We start from the raw sequence: 18,128 nt of genomic DNA, 5'->3' as shown, positions 1-18,128 counted from the left end.
TCCGCTCACTGGAGCCGGGCTTTGAGCTCCCGTTTCAATATCTTGCCGATCGGGCTGCGGGGCAGCGCGTCGATAAGCCTCACCTCCCCGATTTGCTGCGCCTTGCCGAGCCCGGCATTGGCGGCCTGCCGCACCGTCTCGGGGTCAAGGGAACTTTCTTCCTCCAGGACCACAAAGGCGACCGGCGTCTCGCCCCAGCGTTCGCTCGGAGCGGCGACAACCGCCGCGTCGGCTACGCCCGGGCAGGAGAGCAGGACCGCCTCGAGATCGACGGCATAGATGTTGAAGCCGCCGGAGATGATCACGTCCTTCTTGCGGTCAAGCAGATGGAGAAAACCTTCCTCGTCGAGCCAACCGATATCGCCGCTGCGCTGAAAGCGCACACCGTCTGCGTCAAACCAGCTCGCCTCACGGGTGGCGTCCGGGCGATTATGATAGCCGCTCATCATCTTGTCTGACCGGGCGACAATCTCGCCGGGCATGCCTGTGCCGAGCTCTTCGCCCTCATCGTCGAGGATGCGCAGTTCGCAGCCATGAGAGGGTTGGCCAACCGTGTTCAGCTTGTCGGGCCGCTCGTGGGCGCGCAGCATGCAGCTCACGCCGCCCTCGGTCATGCCGTAGAACTCGGTGAGCCCGCCCGCGGGCCAGCGGTCTAGGATTTCGCGCTTCACGGATGTTCTGAGAGGCGCGCTGGTGCAGAATTTCTCCCGGAACGAGCTCAGATCGGCGCGGCCAAAGTCTTCTGAGGCCAGAAGGCGCTCATATTGCACGGGCACCAGCACTTGATGGGTCGGACGGGTCTGGCCGCACAGGCGCAGAAACTCACCCACGCTGAACTTGGGCATCAAAGTGGCCGAACCACCTGCTGCCATCACCGCGAGAAAAAGAAACAAGGTGGTGTTGGAATAAAGCGGCGTCGCTACAATGGTATGGGCCTCGCCATCAAGACCGAAACCTTCGATCATATGCTGCGCCTCAAGCGCGCGATAAGCCCGGGACTGCAGAATGCCCTTGGGCACGCCTGTGGTCCCGGAAGAGTAGATCAGATTGAAGCCCTGCTCGGGCACATGATCCACCACAGACCGCCCCACAGGTGCATCGCGGATGAAGTCCTCAAGGCTCATACCACTACCGGCCGTCCCTTCGAGGTCAATCACGCCTTGCTCCATAAGAGGCCGGAGGCTGTCGAGCTCGGGACGCAGTATCTCCCTGAATTCCCCGGACAGAAAAAGGCACCGGGCGCCGCTGTCGCGGATCATGCCGGTGAGCGCCTCTCCGGACGTCAAGGTGGAGAGCGGGACAAAACAGGCGCCTGCCCGCAGGGCACCAAACATGGCAAGCACATAAGGAATACTGTTGCGGCCCAGAAGCGCGACCTTGTCCCCCGGTCCGACACCGACTGCGATCAAAGCGTTGGCGATCCGGCTGACGTACGTGTTGAACGCACCCCAGGACAGGGTCTCTACCCCGCACGCGAGTGCCACGCGTTCAGGCGCCCGCAGGGCGACATCACGCAGCCGCAGGTCTATATCAGGCACCCGGCCCGCAGCGCCTTCACGCACACGCTCCAGCTTTACCATGATCGCCCCTCCGATCGCCCCTCTGTGTCCGGCCCGTAAGCTCGCAGAAGCACCTCAAGGGCTCGCAGGCCATCGTCACCATCCACGTCGGGGGCGCTATCCTCAAAAATGGACTTTGCGCAGGCCTCAAGCTGGGTCGCGAAATGCCCGAAGGCCGGACGGCCCGCACAGTCGACCTTCCGGACACCGTCGGCGTCCGCGAGGTACAGCGCATTGGCGTAGTGAAAAATCCGTAGCGCGCCGTCCGTGCCGTAGACGGATATAGAGCCCGGATGGGCATCCCAGCGGCCGGGCGCAGTGATACTGCTGTCGGCCTGCCAGCCTTGGCCACCACTGAAGACACCCTCAGTGGGAAGCTGGGTCGAGAAGGTCGCTGCATTATAGAGCAGGCTACCAATGGCACCGCTCCTGAAACGCATCATGAGATATTCGGTGTCGGCGGCACTGCCGGAGCGCAATCCTCGACCCCAGGCAGCTTCGATGTCTGAGCCGATAAGCCACGGGAAGGTATCGATAAGATGGATGCCGTGATCGACGAGCCCCATCCCCGGGCCACCCGGGCCGCCGAGCGGATAATGGATCGACGTAAGCTCACGGTAGCGGTCATAGCCGTTCCCGCCGACCAATTGCTCGGTGAGGAGCTGCACCCGACCGATGGTGCCCGACGCAATGAGCGATCTCGCCGCGCGCATCGCCGGCAGATAGCGGTAGCAGGAACCGTAGAATAGCTTCACGCCAGCCGAAGCACAGGCCGCCACCATTGATCTGGCGTCCTCGAGCGACACCGCCATCGGCTTCTCGCAGAGGATATGCACGCCTGCTTCGGCACCGGCCTCAACAATTTCCCGGTGGGTAGAGGCCGGTGTCAGCACGAGCGCCAGGTCGATATCGCCTCCATAGAGAAGGTCGCGGTAGTTACTGAAGGCGGCGGCCCCAAAGCGTGCGGCAGCCTCCCGAACTCTTGCGTCATCGACATCGCATACGGAGATGACGGTCGCGACGTCATGGTCTTCGACCGCTTGCAAGTGTGCGCGTGAGACACCTCCGAGCCCGATCACGCCTATTCTGAGCTTTCGACTATCCATACTGAAAACCAGTTGCCTCAAATACATGGCCAGAAATACAAGACCGACGACCCTGCCCCGTCCTTGAAATGCAACTTGTCTTGAATTTTTAATTTATTCCAATATTAAATTCAGATCGTATAATCCCTAAAAACAATCAAAATCCTCACGCCAAGGCGACGCAACACAAAGCATCAGATCCGAGAGAAAACATGGAATTCAGACAGTTACGGTATTTTGTCACCCTGGCGCATGAGCTGCATTTTCGCAAAGCGGCCGAGATACTGCACATTACCCAGCCGCCCCTGAGCCAGGCCATCAAACTGCTTGAAGAGGAGATTGGCGAACCGCTGTTCGAGCGCGGTCGCAAACGGGCGGTGACGCTCACCCCGGCGGGAAAATCGCTCTACGACAGTGCGCTGCGCATCCTGAAGGATGTTGATCTGGCGAAACAGGTGGCGCGGCGAGCGAGCACAGGCGAGACTGGCGTGCTGACGGTCGGTCATACCGACGATTATAACTATGGCGCCTTGCCGGATATGCTGCATGGGTTCAGCCAGGCCTACCCGGAGATGATCCTGCGATTTTACCAGGAGCGGTCGCTCGCGCTCGCGAGCAGGTTGGTCGACGGCGAGTTCGACTGCATCTTCACCACGAGTCCAACACCGGCCCTCCTGGCCGAGTGCGAGGTGCGGGCCCTGCCGCCCACACCGATCATGCTCGCGGTCCCCAAGGACCACCGCCTGGCCACAAAGGACAGTGTCAGGCTCAAGGACACCGCCGAGGAGCGGCACCTCTACTCGATCAACGACATTCCCTCCGCCTTCGACCGGAAACTCGCCGAAATATTCAGCGCGGCCGGTGTGAAAGTAGCGTCACACCTCCAGCCGGCCAGCACGGCAATCGCGCTTGAGATGGTGCGCAAAGGTTACGGCGTGATGTTTGCGACTAAAGGGTCCATCCCCCGCGCTTCCGACGTGACGCTCCTCGCCATCGAGGAAAAGGGAATGATGCTGGAACGCGCCATGGTCTGGAGAAAAGACAATGCAAACCCGGCGCTAAGGAACTTTATGGACCAGATGGACGATCAGACACTGTGGCCTCCCTGAAGCATAGGAAGGTTCCACAACCACCTAAATCAATCCTGGGATACGAAATTGTCCGCCATATCTGGCGCGGAGCGGGTAGGAGAAAACGGGTGCGTAAACGCTAATTCTTCAGGTGCCAGAGCTTGCGGCTCGACCCAATCTTCCAGGTAGGTCAGATAATCGACCATATAGGCGACGTCGTCGCCTCAACAAAGGTGCATCCGTGCAGCAAGAGGAGGAGAGCGAAACCCATATTGAGATGTCGGGCATCATATTTCAAACCAAGCTGCCCCCATATCTCTGGAACGTATGAACCCAACTGAAATTACTTCAATGGGCACGCCCTCCTGGGAGCGGCAATAAATCCAAATCATCAGCCGCATTTTATTGCTCAACGTTCCGAGCATCGTTCGCCCACAACGTTCGGAGCCCCCAAGCCAAATTCAGTGGTATGACCGATATGTGATCCTCACTTGGGAAAACTCGCACATTGATATCCAACGACGGATATTTTCTAAGATAGAGTATCTCCCCCATACGAGCTGTGGAGCTTACGATCGCCCACGCAGGGATGACACCATTAAATGTATCTTCGAGAATCTCACTTTCCCCTACACCGAAAAAGACCGACGCTTTCATATCTCGGTGCTCGTTTGCATATTGCTCCTCCATCTTGAACAGATCGAAGTTACTTCCAAACAAGTTGGGACTACCGCAGACATATTTGGAAAAAGATTCCGTCCGGGCGAACAACGCATAGGTACAAAAATAGCCACCGCCTGAATGACCATACAACGTATTGTCATCGGACATCCGATACTCTTTCGCTAAAACGGGCCGCACTTCGTCAATAATAAAATTTAAGAAGTCTGCCGCCCCACCAGTCCTTGACCAAACTGGCCGGCCACTACCCTGAATTCGCTGTCTGGCTTCTGATAACTTCTCTTCAAGAATGTAACCTCCCAATCCCTCAAATCCAACAGCCTCCGACGACGAAGAAAACTCATATGGACGCCGCTGGGTGTTAGCTGCTACCTCGGAAAATGGAACGCCAATACCGACGACTATCATTTCCGGCAAATGTTTCTTTACTTCACTATATACAATCCGCGTAGCTCGATCAAAAGAGTACAACCCGTCTACAACCCAAAGCACTGGATAAGGCTTTTCGGTTTTGAAGTACGAAGGAGGCAGTGCTACTTGGATTTCATGATCCCACTCAAACTTCTCGCCGCGCATGCGACGTAATGGCTCAAGAGTGACGCCTGTTGGCTCGTTGATCGCCCCAATTATCGTACCAAGCTGACCTGATTGAATGGAGCCACCATTCTTCTCCGCTGAACAAGCCGCGGCAGGAATTCCTACGAGCAGAACAAAACTGAATAGGATCGTCTTCATTGCGCAAAGTTCCTTTATTTGTATCTGAGTTCGCCACTCATTTTGCTCGACACCTAGGGAGAGACTATGAGAGCGCCTGCAGTTTCACCGGGCACCAGCTAGCACTCGGTAAAACTGCTTTGATCAGTGAATTAAAAGTCCACACTGATATTCATTCCGATGGTACGTGGACGGAGAAGATATGCGCGTGGATTGACAAATCCGTCGCCATCAATCCACGCAGGGCCTGCTTCATCCATCAAATTGTTGGCGAATAACTCAATGCGGGTGTGATCATCAATATCAACGCCAACTCTGACGTTCAATTTACCATACTTACCAAGCTCAGGTCCTGTCTGAGCGATATTATGGTAAAACCCGCCGACATAGTAATAATCACTGCGCAAAAACGAGCCATACCCCGCTACATCAAATTCATACTGCAGGCCGACATTGACATTATATCTCGGGGCGCCAGGCAGACGGTCTCCAGAGTTACCAAGCAACCCTGCATCTTCTGTAAGCACTGCTTTGACCAACGATGCACCAAAATTGAGCATGAGATCGCGAGCGATAGACCAGGTCCCCTCAAATTCGACACCACGAGACCTAGCCTTTCCTGCGTTAACCGTTACTGTACAGCCTGGCACCGCCACCATGGAAATAGGGATTTTGTCCCAATTTACTTGATAAACCCCTGCATTCAACCGCAGGCGATTGTCGAAAAGACTAAACTTCCCACCCAATTCATAATTGTCAACAAAGTCCGAGTCGAGGACCCGGTCTGCAGTGGACACACCTTCAGTATTATCGAAAATGCCATCAGAATCCTGGTCACACAGCGGCTGAGGATTTGCCGGCACCGGCCTACCCAGCCTAAAGCCTTGGCTCCATGTAACATAAAACAAGGAATCACGGTTTGGCGTATAGTCTAAACTTACCTTGTAGTTGCTGTCGGAAGCCCCCCCTTCGATATGGGTGCTACCAGCTGGCAAGAAAGCACTTGGCCGGGTAATTCCTGAAATTTCTCGATCATAGTCAAATACCCGTACTCCAGCGGTTAGTTTCAACTGTTCAAGAATATCGTAAGAAACCTCGCCAAACAGGGCCTTTTGTTTAGTCTTGGACGAGGAAGACAAGTCATAAAGAAGTACCTCAGGGAACGGATTAGCCTCTAAAGCACCACCGAAAAAGCCCCTTTGAGAAGTGCCTGCATTCTCAATATCCTCGTAATACATCCCGAGTACGAATTGAAAAGGGCCGCTAAACTGTGATGTCAGGCGCGCCTCCTCAATAAAGGCGCTGTTGTCAAATTCAAGAGGAGTCCCAGCAGGGATAAACCCAAAAAAGATTGGACCAACTTCGCGATGGATATAACTCTGCTCGTTTACCCATGATGTTGAAGAGAGAAGACTCATGGAGCCCAACGTATATTCGACCGTTGCGTTGGTAATTTCTATTTCCGACCCAAAACTTTCGTTGAACTCAGACTCACCATCTTCAGTGAGACGCATTTTGTACCCACGCTGTAAATAGCTTTGCTCCCCGAGGTCAAGATCAGCGACTGCCCAGCCATCTTGATCGATATCCTGGTACATATACATCAAATTGAACCGCAGTTTCTCATTCGGCTCCCACCGTAAACTTATCCGCCCGCCCAAATATTTATCATTACCCACATCACCACGTGCTGTTGCTGCAACTGCGCCCCACTGAGCAACACCTGCTGCAATACTTGGATCACTTATGCCCAAGTTCCTATAGTAACCACTGTTTTCAAATCGAAACCCCACTACCCGAAGAGCAAGTCGATCTTCGATCAAAGGAATATTGACAACACCCTGCAATTCGGAATTTCCATCACCATAGCCGCCGGTATGTGAATAACCGGCCTCTATCCGACCTTCAAAGGCGTGTAAATTCGGCGCAGCCGGAATATTCCTTATGGTGCCTCCAAGGTTACTGGAACCGTAGAGGGTTCCTTGGGGGCCCCTCAGCACCTCAACTCTCTCCATGTCCACCAGTTTCACGTCAGGATTACTATAATACGAAGCAAGCCCAGTGATGGGAGTCTCACCAAAATAGACACCAACAACACTACCATTGCTCTCCCCTTCGTTCTGAGGATTCGAGGACGCGCCACGGATAACGAGCGACGTCCTACCTGCGGCGCCGTCCAACACACTTACTCCCGGAACCGAATTCAAATAGTCCCCCATACCAACAAGACCCCGCCGCTCAATCTCCTCGGCCCCAATAGCAGCAATAGACATCGGCGTATCCTGAAGACTCGTCGCCCGCTTGGTCGCCGTGACAACAATCTCCTCAAGGAAGATGTCCCCGCTCCTGACCTCATCCACCCGCTCGTCATCCTGCGAGGCTGCCACGCCCTGGGCATAGTCGTACCCTTCCGCATAGGAGATCGAGCGGACACCGCCCGCACCAAGCGGCACGATGGCGATGGCGCCACCTTGGACCGACCGGAAGGTTAGGTTCGTGCCGGCCAGCAACTGCGTAAGAGCCTCCGATGAGGTGTAGCGCCCAGCGCTGAGGCCCGCCGTAACTCCGCGCACATCCTCTGACTGGATGAGAAGCTGGAAGCCTGCCTGCTGAGCGAGCTTGCTCAAGGCACGATCGAGACGCTGCTCGCTGATCTCGATATCAAAGGTGCTTGGGGCCCCACCCTGGGCCGCGCCAACGGCACCGAGGCAAGGGCGACAGAGATCGCGATAACACTGGCTGACAGTTTGAAGTTCATTTTCCTATTCCCTATGTCTTTATACCGATTTTCATCGGGACGTTCCTCCCAGCCACGGTCACGCGGCTAGGGGTAAAGACTGGGGGCATGGAACTATGTGTACTTTTTTTTACAATGTGATCTGCTTTCACTACGCGATCCGTTTCTATAGCCCGGCCTGTTCTATAGCCAGACTGGCCAACAGTATAACAAGTAAAGGCCTGCACATAAGAGTGCAGGCCTTTACTTATGAAAGACGCCAGGCTTTGGACGTGAGCGGCATAAGCAGATGGCCAGAACAGCCGCTTCGGCGACGAGATCGCCCCCAAATTCACTCGCCCCGAGGGTCCATCCCCAGGTGCTTGTCGAAGAAAGCTTCCATCTCGCGGTAGACCTCCCTGGTTTCCGGGAGATCGAGCATGCTCGCATAAAAACAGTGCGGCATGCCTTCCCATATCTGCAACTCGGCATCGACACCGGCCCGCCGCAACTGCCGGTGCAGATAGATGGCCGAGCTCATGGTGCTATCCCTTGTCGAATTGATCACGAGCGCGGGCGGGAACTGCGCCAGGCGTTCAAGGTCTGAATCGACATTCATGATCGGATCATCGTCGGGCATGGCCTGCACATAGTAGTGATCGCGGGTGCGGTCGGTGGGCCGTGTGGGCACCCCTGTCAGCGGCCGCCCCATAAAGGCGCCGTTATAATAGGCGTTATCACCGGTCTTCCAGGGATACACCCCACTTTCGCCATTGATCGAGATGGCGCCCGGCACCGGCAAACCTTCCTGCAGGAACCAGGCCATGGACCAGGTCGTGATCTGCGCGCCGGCGGAGCAACCGAAGATGCCGATATTCTCGGCCGGATACTCCTGGAGCAGTTCCTTATATACCGAAGCAACGTCAACAAGGGCGTCGGGGTGCCTGCCTTCGGGTGCCATGCGATAATCGACGCCGTAAACCTTGATTCCGCCGAGTGCGGCCATCGGGATCGAGGCGATCTTGCGCAGGTCGGGATGGTCAAGATAGAGCGCGCTGCCGTGGATCTGGATCAGGGCCCGGTGCTTGTTCTTCTCCTCCACGCCCTTGGCTGGGGTTACGATGTCGGTCTCCACCCCACCAATGGCCCGGGTTTCGATATCCACGTCATAGATGTCCCGAAGCTCCGCCAGCTTGGCGGGAAGATTCTTCTGCTTCAGGTAACAGTCGCGCACGGCGAGTAGCACGTCCGCGTCCCAGATATTCGGCTCGACACCGCACCGGGTGAAGCTGCCGGCCATCTCCGCGCCACCGGCTTTGATCTGGCCCTGGAGCCAGGCGTTGACCGCCGCCTTCGCCTCATCGCTGATGAAGGGCGAAAGCGGCAGGATGCCGTTCGGCGTATGGATGGTGCCGCTTGGATCAACTGTGGCCGACGAGGCCTTAGCCTCTTCGGCTTGGGCCCTGCCCGCAAAGCCGCACTGGAGCGCGCCGGTCGCGATCAAGATGGACAGAATGGAAACGATATGGGTGCGCATGAGACTATCTCCGATGGGTTGGCTATTGACGTTTGCCGAGCCCGAGCATGGCGCGCGCCTCGTCGGGTGTTGCGACCTCAAAGCCCAGATGCTCGATGATGGTGCGGGCGCGCTCGACCAGTTGGCCGTTGGTAGCGAAGACGCCGCGGCTCAGATAAAGATTGTCCTCGAGGCCAACCCGGACATTACCCCCCAGCAGTGCCGCCTGCGCCACCATGGGCATCTGCATGCGGGCAATGCCAAAAGCGGCCCACGGTGCCCCCGCAGGCAGCAGGTCGCGCATATAGATCATGGTTTCCGGGGTCGCCGGCAGGCCCCAGCGCGTGCCCATAACGATCTGGAACATGGGCGGGGCGTCGAAGAGCCCCTCCTCGATCATCTTTTTCGCGAGCATGACGTCGCCTGGGGCAAAAACCTCGATCTCCGGCTTGACGCCCAGCTCCTGGAAGCGCTTTGCCATCTTGCGCAGGGTATATTCGGTGTTGAGATAGACATAAGGGTGAGCACCGTCGACCTGGTTCTGGGTCGTAACGTCGATCGAGCAGACCTCCGGCATGGTGAGCTCGATATGTCGGACCCGTTCCTCGGCGGACGCGACATCGGACCCGGGCCCCGCTCGGGACTCGTCGTTCGGGTCGGGATAGAAGCGGCCGCCTCCACCGCAGGTGATATTGATGACCGCCCGGACGCCGCCGTCACGCACCCGGGTCGCCATATCGAGGAAGAGCTCGGGGTTGCGGCTGCCGAGCCTGGTCTCAACATCGCGGACATGGAGGTGCACGCAGGACGCACCGGCCTCTTCGGCCTCGAGCGCGGAATCAGCGATTTCCTGAGGCGTGACCGGGAAACTTGGGTGCCCGAGATTATATTCGCCGTTTCCGGTGATGGCACAGGTGAGGATGATTTTACGGGACATAACAGAACTTTCTTGAATGGAAATGACTAGAGTTTTGAAGAAGGGAGATGCGGCGACGCACCAGGCAGCCGCGCCTGCACTGAAGAGTCGGGCCCATCACCAGACGCATGACCAGACGGACCATTGGCTGGACCAACAGGCTGGATATGGGAAAGGGCATTACCCGGGACATCGGACAGTACCTCCACCTCACTATCCTGAGGGTTCGGCCCCGCTGGCCCTTGCTTGTCGCCAATGACGGCCTCAAGCTGGACCGAGAAAGGGACGAGCGCCCGGTAGAGAAGCAGAGCACCGAGGCCGCATGCGACGATTGCCGTTGCCATGATGGACCAGCCCACTGCCATGGTGTCGCCAAACACATAGTCGGTGATGAGCGCGACAGCGGTCGGACCGAACCCGAGGCCGATCAGGTTGACCACCAAAAGATAGATGGCCGAGACCTGGGCCCGCATGCGATTGGGTGTTGCGAACTGGATGATCGTCGGAGACAGCACTGTTGAAACGGCAATCGCAAAATTGACGGTGACCAGGAGCACGAGCTTGAGCGGCATCAGGGGCACCATGATGAAAAGCGGCACAAGCACAACGAGCGAGGCCACCGCGACCGTCTTCAGAAGGAGCGGCGCCGGCTTGTATCCCTTTTGAAAAATATAATCCGACAGCCAGCCGCTGCAGAGGCCGCCGAGCACGGCAGGACCGATATAGAGGAAGCCGAGCGTCACGCCGGTCGAGGCGGCATCCCAGCCATGGACCCGAATGAAGTAGGACGGCGCCCAGGCCCCGGCACCATAGCTGTAGAGATTGATGACGCTCATACCGATGATGAAGGGGCCATAGAAGGATTTGTGCCTACCGATGAATTTGAGCACCGAGCGGAATGACATATCCTCCCCGCCGGGCTGCCCGCCCGCTTTTCCGCTCATCTTTTTGGCTGACTGTCCGGCGGCCTTGCTCCCCGTCTTTTTGGGGTCAGCATTATGGCGCGGCGGCTCGGGCATCAGGGAGAGCGGCACCAGCATGACAAGGGTCAGCCCCCCGACAATGATCAACACCGCTTGCCAGGTACGGATGTCGCCAATGATGGGCAAGGTGAGCGTGCCCACCTCGGTCACGAACCCGATCACCAGCCCGCCAAAGATGAGCGACATGCCGGCACCCACGGCCATACCGCCGAGCGCGAACACACTCATCGCCCTCGCGAGGCGGTGCGGGGGAAAGAGATCGGCGACGATGGCATAGGCCACCGGCGTGAGCGCCGCTTCGCCAAAACCCACGCCCATACGGGCCAGAAAGAGCTGAGGGAAACTGCGCGCCAGACCGCAAGCTGCGGTCAGCAGGCCCCACACGGCCACACCAAAAATAATCACATATTTGCGCACCCACAAGTCGGCCACACGCCCCATGGGCACGCCCATCAGCGTATAGACCACCGCGAAGGAGAAACCGGTCAGCAGGCTGACCTCGGTGTCGGTGATCTCGAGATCGGCCTTGATCGGTTCGATCAAAAGGACCAGGATCTGGCGGTCCATGAAGGAGAACATATAGGTGAGCGAGAGGATGGCAACAGCTGTCCAGGCCTTCAGCGGCGGCGGATAGCCGGCGTCGCGTTCATCAGATGGTCCTTGCATTTTGCTCGTGCTCATAACTGATCCCCTGGGGCCTAAAACGGCATGTCGTCCAGCGGCCAGATCGGACGCGGAAGATGTTTGTACGGAAAGGCGCGATAATCGTGGCTGCAGATGCCCTTGGCATCGGCAAAGACAATGCCTGAACTGACGGGTTCATAGTCGGCTCGGAAATGGTTCATGCCCTTGAGCGCGATGACCCGTTTCTCCTCTGCATTGATTCCGAGGCTCCGCAACTGCTCCCGGTCATCTGCCATGGTCGGACGTGTGGTGACGATGACATCGATCCCGCCGACCTCGATCCGCATGCTGGGGCCCATCTCGCCGGTCGTGCCCTGCGCGAAAGGCCCCTTGCGCTGGTAGCGACCGTCCGAGAGCGCCCGGACGACACCTGTCACCGCAACCGGCTCCCCGGAAAACCTTGGGTCGATTTTTCCGCCGAGCTCCAGCGAGAGCGTTGCACCGATGTCGGCCTTCTGACCTGCCGCTACAGCGTCCGGGTCGGCAATCGCAAAAAACACGGCGTCCTGCAGGTCTGCCTGTAGCATTGCGGCGAGCAGTCTGGTGCCGTCGCCATAACCGCCGCCGCCCGGATTATCCGTATAGTCGCTGACAAGGAGAGGCCTCTCGGCAATATGGGCGCGGGCCGTTTCGATCACGTCCTCAATATCCAGCAAGGTCACTGACCGGGTATCCTTGGTGCGCCATATTTCGCCGATGAGCTTTGTCGCTACACGGTAAGCCTCATGTTCATGCGTGTCGTGGGTGACAGCCACACTCGGCCCGGCTTCGGCAAAATCGGCCCAAGGATAGCCGGCATGGGCAGAAATACAGAGGATCCTGCGATCCTCTTTTTCGACCCGTTCGGCCTGTCGCAACACTTGCGGCAAGGGCCCGTCCGGGTCCACGGTCCGTCCCCGGTCGAGCGCGTCCAACATCGGTAGCCGCACGAGCGCGATTTGAGGGCTGATCTCGCCCTTGATGCTGCGCAGCAGCAAGTCCATGGCCCGCGCCCCGGTCTCATATTGATCGATGTGAGGCGTTGTCCGGAAGGCCGTGAGGATATTGGCATTGTCGCACATTTTGCGGGTGACATTGGCGTGCAGGTCGAGCCCGACGGCGATCGGGACATCGGGCCCGACGAGCGCGCGAACCCTTTCGGTCAGATAGCCTTCTGTGTCGGCAATATGCTCGGCGAGCAGCGCGCCGTGCAACGGCAGGAAGACACCGTCAACCGGCAAGCTCGCCTCAAGTGCCGTCAGAAGCTCTGCCAAAAGCCCGTCGAAACAACCTCTCTCCACGGGGCCGGTGTTGGCGCCGCAGAAGGCCTCCAGGGGGTAGACGGCCTCAAATCCATACTGCTTTTCGGCGGCAAAAAACGCCCCCCACATGCTGGCCGCACCGTCATGATGCGTCCTGATCGCTGCGCCGCGAAGGACGTGAACAGTCCCTGTTGTGGCAAGGATGCGATTGAACTGGTGGCATTCCCCCCAGATGGCAGCGGCAAAAATCTTCATGGCTTGCTCCTCACGGGCGCAAGCAGCCCGATATTCACGAGACTCCAGGGCATGTTGCCAGCCTCTCTGCGCTTCCTGATAATCTGCTCGTGCAGCTCAAAGGATCCCGGCAGCAGATCACGCGCGGCATAGGCCCTGCCATCCCGGAAGGCCATATAGGCGCGGTCCCCCGCCTGATAAGCGGGCCATTCAGGCCGGTCTTTGGCGCGCGGCGCGCCACCACTGGCGAACGCCACCCAGTAGTCCGAGATGATATCGGCGACGCGATAGTCAGCGGCGGTTGGCTCAAGGTCCGGCCAGTTGGCGGAATATTTGGCATTCTGGCCGACAGCATTGAACGTGTAGGGCAAATCGATCCCGTGAAATGCGCCGTATCCACCATTCCGGGCCCAGCCAAAAGCCTGGTCAAAATAATAGAGATAGGCATCAGAGGGCACGCGGCGACTTTCGCGGACGATCTTTTGGGCCGCCCAGCCGAAGAAGCCGTCCCGATAAGGCGCCAACAACCCATTCTCGCGATCGCTTGGCGGATAAAGGGCGAGATAGCTATCAGACAAGTCGCCGTAGCGCGCCCGTACCATGGCCTCATACTCACGGGCTGTTTCGGGACGGGCCTGTTGCCAGTCCGGCCGCAGGCTCATCTGGAAGCCTTCGTTGCCGGTATAGCCCGCCAGCACAGGAACGTCATGCTGTGCGCCCGCCTCAAACAGCTCGAAAAGCTGTGCGGGGAAAACCCATCCGTCCACCACCGGATTGGGGATCATGGCATAGGGATCGTCAACCCGGTTCACGGCATTCAGGATATCCGCAGCTGGCAGGGCACGAAGCTCGGCAAGCGTTTTTGCCCCCAAGGCGGCAGCGAACGTCTCTCCCGACGCCTCGGCAGCCGGCAGACCATACTGTGGCCGGTCAAGCGCCGGCAGCGGCTTCAGATAGGGGCTTTGAGCAATCGCCCGATGAAACAGGCCTTCCGACAGGGGGGAGACCAACAGTTGCAGAACACTGTAGGCGCCGGCGGACTCGCCAAATATGGTAACATTGTCAGGATCCCCGCCGAAGACGGAGATATTGTCGCGCACCCATTTGAGAGCGGTGATCTGATCATTGACGCCATAATTGCCCGACGCCTTGTGCCCGGACTCTGCCGTGAGCGCCGGATGCGAGAAATAACCAAACACATTGAGACGATAACTGATGCTGACAAAGACCACGCCTTTGCGCGCCAGCCCTGCTCCGTCATAGATTGACCAGGAAGCGGCCCCGTCCACAAGACTGCCGCCATGAATCCAAACCATGACCGGTAGTTTTTCCGCCGGTTTTTCCGTCAGTCTTTCTGGCCGCTTTCCTGACAGTTTCTCAGAGTGCTCGCCAGCCACCTCGTCCCGCCGGTCAGGCGGGCCCTCTGGAAGCTTCGCCGGGGTCCAGATATTGAGATAGAGGCAATCCTCGCTCATCTGCGGCGCCGGACGATAGGCATAGTGCGCCTTGTCCTTGACGGTTTGCGGCTGCATACAGGCCGGCGCGAAAGACGTTGCCTCGCGCTCCCCCTCCCACGACGCATGCAAAAGCTCCGCCGGCTTCCAGCGCCGCTCGCCAACTGGCGGCACCGCATAGGGTATGCCACGAAACAGGGAAAGCGGGCTGCCATCCGAGACAATCCGCGCCCCAATCAAGGTGCCTCGGGCTGTCTCAAGAACCACGTCCTGATCCCGATCCTGCGCTTGGGCAAGCACACTCGCGAAGCACCAAACGAACAGACCTATATAAACGACATGTATGCGCACACGCAAAACCTCCTTTCGCCACCAGGGGCAACAAGCACTGCAACGACACCCGCCATGCGGTAATCGCATCAAAGTGCCGTCGCACCGCGCCTGAACCGAACAACGTCCAAAGACGCCACTGTATGGGAGAAATATCGATATTAAAAATATCTTATAAAGATTATTTGATACTTTACATGTATCATTAAATCATTTGCATGATGCCATGTCAAAGCATGGCCAACTTCCCCTTATAAGGCTTAGCTCATGAATTAACCCATTGAACTAAAAGCCCTTCGATGGCCCTACCCTCTTCAGGCACGGACCCTGGCTGCTTGACTTTGATATAAAGACAGCGAATGCTTGAAAATGTGTATGTGCTTTCGCCCTCGGGTTTCAGGACCATCACGCAGCAAAAGCCGATACACAAAAGCACCCGGAAGCAGTCTTTATCACCAGACGGCTGTAAGGAGGCTTGGAAGCGACGGAGATGAGCTCAGGTAAACGACCGCAGGAATTGACACGATTTCACCAGGTGATCCTCGACTATAGGCCTCACCTGCACCGATACCTGCGCTCGAAACTCGGCAGCCCGGAAGATGTGGAAGACATCGCCCAAGAAGCCTATCTCAGACTCTTGCGGGTCGATTTGCCCGAACTGATCAAACGGCCGCAGGACTATCTGTTCCGTATCGCGTCAAATGTTGTGCATGATTTTTACCTGAAACGTCGTCAACAGCCAGATTTTGTGGATTATGACTATGCCCAGGAGACGGGCGGCGACGAAGATAAGCGATCGCTTGAGAGTGACGTGGAACACCGGGACAGCCTCAGAAAGCTGGAAACTATTTTGAAAGAACTGCCGCCGATCCAACAGGCGGTTTTCCTGCTCAAGAAGCGGGACGGCCTGAGCCATGAAGAGATTGCCGCTAAACTCGATATTTCGGTACATACATCGAGAGCCTATGTTAGCCGTACGGTGGCTTATTGCCGCCTGAGAGGTGAGGAACAAGCATGACCAGTCCAATGCAAAAAGATATGAGCGTGATCGAGACGGCCGCCTATTGGGCAACCTGCCTCGAAGATGACGCCCTGTCACAGACCGAGCGCGAGGACCTGGCGCACTGGCTGCGCAAGTCGCCGGAGCATGTAAAAGAGCTTTTGCTCGCTCAGGCGATACTGACCGATGCCGCCGGTATCGATCCAGACCGGGAAACCGATGTAGAGGCACTCTTGGCAGACTTGGACCGCAATATCGTGCATTTCGGCACACGGGTATCTACTGGCCGGGCAGCAACTGGCCAGGCATCTTCTGGCCGGTCGTCGGCCAGCACATCACCGGGCCCTGCAGCGCATATCCACCGTCCCGCCACCCGCGCGTACGGCATGGCCCTGTTCCTCAGGGCGCCGCACGGACTGGCCGCCATGGCCGCCAGCCTGCTTCTCATCGCAGCGGCCCTTGTCATCTTCAACAATCCCTTCAGCCCGGCAACCCAGCTTTACGCTACCGGTGTCGGCGAACAGCGCAGCCTGTCGCTTGCAGACGGCTCGGTCGTCCATCTCAATACCCAGTCAGAGGTACGGGTCAGCTATACCGAGGGCGAGCGCGACATCTATCTGCTGAGGGGTGAGGCGCTTTTCGATGTTGCGCACAATCAAGAACGACCTTTCAGGGTCCATGTGGATTCCACAGTCGCCCAGGCGCTCGGCACCAGTTTCAATGTCTATCGGAAAGGGGATGAGACGGAAGTGGCGGTGCTTGAAGGGACTGTAGCTATCAGCTGGCGTGACGCCGCAGACAACAGCAGTACAGTTGGCACAAGCAAACGGCAGGCAGGGGCTTCGGCGGCACCGGAAGTCCTTGCCACCCTGACGCAAGGACAGGAAGCTTCCGTGGCAGCAACTGGTGCGGTTATCACACATGAGGTTGCCGATCTTGACAAGATCACCTATTGGCGGCAGCGCAAGATCGTCTTTGAAGATACGCCGGTCAGTGAAATCGTGCGCGAGTTCAACCGCTACAACACGGTGCAGATCGTTGTAGAAGGTGTCGGAGGCTCCGAACCGCTGTTTTCCGGTGTGTTCGATGTAGACAAGCCTGACGCTTTCATCAAAACACTTGAGGCGTCGGGGGCGACTGTGAGACGGTCCGCCGGGCAAAATCGGGTGTTTGTCAATTTTTCCGCATTCCGCTCAAAAGGCGGCACTGCAGCACAACTGGACCAAGGCCATCCGCTACGGCGAGCGCATGCTCGAAGGCGCTGCAGCTCTCTATGGGGAAACCGATACCGGCTACCTCAATCGCCTAAAGACGCTCAACCGGTATTATGACAAAGCCGGTCGCTTGCAGGAGGTACGCGCGCGGGTTAGCAAGGCCTATGAGCTCTCAAAGATGCATCTCGGCCCGGAGCATTATATTTCCGAGGTAAGCCGGCTCCTCTATTACAAGCTGCTGGTCGCCGATAAAAACTATGGGCCGGCCACACTTGTCGTGAAGGAAAATATCGCCCTGCTCGGGGACAGCGAAGACGACCGCTTCCGCCGGCTCGACTATCTCAAGCAGCTTTTTTCGCTTTATGGCCTTTCCGGCCGAAAAGCCGAGGAGGCACAGGCAATCGAAGACTATCTGGCTTTGGAGGCCGAGCTCGAAATACCCCCGTTGGAAGAAAGCCTACCTGTCATCATCAGTCTGGCTAAAAACTATTGCGAGCGGAAAATGTATCGGGAATTTCAGTCGGTGATGCAGCGGTTTGAGCTGGAGTATGTCTGCGAACGGTAAGGGAACCCCCCCGTGCCAGATGGCATTAATCTGGCTAGACTTTATCTCGGGAATGTGTCCACCGGCCCATGGCGTAGCTGGCCCAGAGAGAATTGCCCTAGGTACTCGTGGATGCCTACCTTGACCTGTTATCGCCAACCGGCGTTTCCCTATCATATTCCCAGTG

Annotated in this window: 13 protein-coding genes; 4 read left to right on the top strand and 9 right to left on the bottom strand. The window is 57.5% G+C overall.

The window, feature by feature from the left end:
• Positions 1-5: 5 nt before the first annotated feature.
• Both B3Z17_RS01560 and B3Z17_RS01555 read right to left on the bottom strand, forming a co-directional pair.
• Positions 6-1,580, bottom strand: coding sequence for a class I adenylate-forming enzyme family protein (locus B3Z17_RS01560; RefSeq protein ID WP_286828289.1), 1,575 nt, complete (start codon positions 1,578-1,580; stop codon positions 6-8).
• Positions 1,574-2,665: a Gfo/Idh/MocA family protein gene (locus B3Z17_RS01555; RefSeq protein ID WP_286828288.1), complete on the bottom strand. Its 1,092-nt coding sequence runs from the start codon at positions 2,663-2,665 to the stop codon at positions 1,574-1,576. The genes B3Z17_RS01560 and B3Z17_RS01555 overlap by 7 nt, the downstream gene beginning before the upstream one ends.
• 191 nt (positions 2,666-2,856) lie before the next feature.
• On the opposite strand from B3Z17_RS01555, the gene B3Z17_RS01550 reads away from it, so the two are divergent.
• The gene (locus B3Z17_RS01550; RefSeq protein ID WP_286828287.1) at positions 2,857-3,753 is read left to right on the top strand and encodes a LysR family transcriptional regulator; all 897 of its coding nucleotides are present in this window, start codon (positions 2,857-2,859) and stop codon (positions 3,751-3,753) included.
• 363 nt (positions 3,754-4,116) lie between these two features.
• Here the strand turns inward: B3Z17_RS01550 and B3Z17_RS01545 are convergent, their stop codons facing one another.
• The 7 genes from B3Z17_RS01545 to B3Z17_RS01515 form a co-directional block, all read right to left on the bottom strand.
• On the bottom strand, positions 4,117-5,130 hold the full coding sequence (locus B3Z17_RS01545) for an alpha/beta hydrolase (protein WP_286828286.1): 1,014 nt from the start codon (positions 5,128-5,130) through the stop codon (positions 4,117-4,119).
• 131 nt (positions 5,131-5,261) lie between these two features.
• Complete coding sequence (locus B3Z17_RS01540) at positions 5,262-7,736, bottom strand: TonB-dependent receptor domain-containing protein (protein WP_286828285.1); 2,475 nt, start codon at positions 7,734-7,736, stop codon at positions 5,262-5,264.
• A 441-nt stretch (positions 7,737-8,177) separates the two neighbouring features.
• Positions 8,178-9,362, bottom strand: coding sequence for an alpha/beta hydrolase (locus tag B3Z17_RS01535; protein WP_286828284.1), 1,185 nt, complete (start codon positions 9,360-9,362; stop codon positions 8,178-8,180).
• 22 nt (positions 9,363-9,384) lie between these two features.
• Complete coding sequence (locus B3Z17_RS01530) at positions 9,385-10,278, bottom strand: 3-keto-5-aminohexanoate cleavage protein (protein ID WP_286828283.1); 894 nt, start codon at positions 10,276-10,278, stop codon at positions 9,385-9,387.
• Between the two features lie 26 nt (positions 10,279-10,304).
• Entirely contained in the window at positions 10,305-11,906 is a 1,602-nt protein-coding gene (locus B3Z17_RS01525; RefSeq protein ID WP_286828282.1) for a spinster family MFS transporter, read from the bottom strand.
• Between the two features lie 32 nt (positions 11,907-11,938).
• Complete coding sequence (locus B3Z17_RS01520) at positions 11,939-13,420, bottom strand: M81 family metallopeptidase (RefSeq protein WP_286828281.1); 1,482 nt, start codon at positions 13,418-13,420, stop codon at positions 11,939-11,941.
• A complete protein-coding gene (locus B3Z17_RS01515; RefSeq protein ID WP_286828280.1) occupies positions 13,417-15,204 on the bottom strand; it encodes a carboxylesterase/lipase family protein in 1,788 nt (595 codons plus the stop codon). The genes B3Z17_RS01520 and B3Z17_RS01515 overlap by 4 nt, the downstream gene beginning before the upstream one ends.
• A 469-nt stretch (positions 15,205-15,673) precedes the next feature.
• Between B3Z17_RS01515 and B3Z17_RS01510 the strand changes: the two genes are divergently transcribed.
• Genes B3Z17_RS01510 through B3Z17_RS01500 form a run of 3 tightly spaced genes read left to right on the top strand, consistent with a single transcriptional unit; the run spans position 15,674 to position 17,962 of the window.
• Positions 15,674-16,201 carry an RNA polymerase sigma factor gene (locus B3Z17_RS01510; RefSeq protein WP_286828279.1) on the top strand — a complete coding sequence of 176 codons (528 nt, stop codon included), beginning with the start codon at positions 15,674-15,676 and terminating at the stop codon, positions 16,199-16,201.
• Positions 16,198-17,514 carry a FecR family protein gene (locus B3Z17_RS01505; RefSeq protein ID WP_286828278.1) on the top strand — a complete coding sequence of 439 codons (1,317 nt, stop codon included), beginning with the start codon at positions 16,198-16,200 and terminating at the stop codon, positions 17,512-17,514. Before B3Z17_RS01510 ends, B3Z17_RS01505 begins: the two co-directional genes overlap by 4 nt.
• Complete coding sequence (locus tag B3Z17_RS01500; RefSeq protein ID WP_286828277.1) at positions 17,432-17,962, top strand: hypothetical protein; 531 nt, start codon at positions 17,432-17,434, stop codon at positions 17,960-17,962. Before B3Z17_RS01505 ends, B3Z17_RS01500 begins: the two co-directional genes overlap by 83 nt.
• Positions 17,963-18,128: the final 166 nt, after the last annotated feature.

Source organism: Kordiimonas sp. UBA4487, from assembly GCF_002389025.1.
GTDB lineage: Bacteria > Pseudomonadota > Alphaproteobacteria > Sphingomonadales > Kordiimonadaceae > Kordiimonas > Kordiimonas lacus.
Note: the sequence above shows the minus strand (reverse complement) of the source record. Positions and strands in the feature narration are given on the sequence as shown.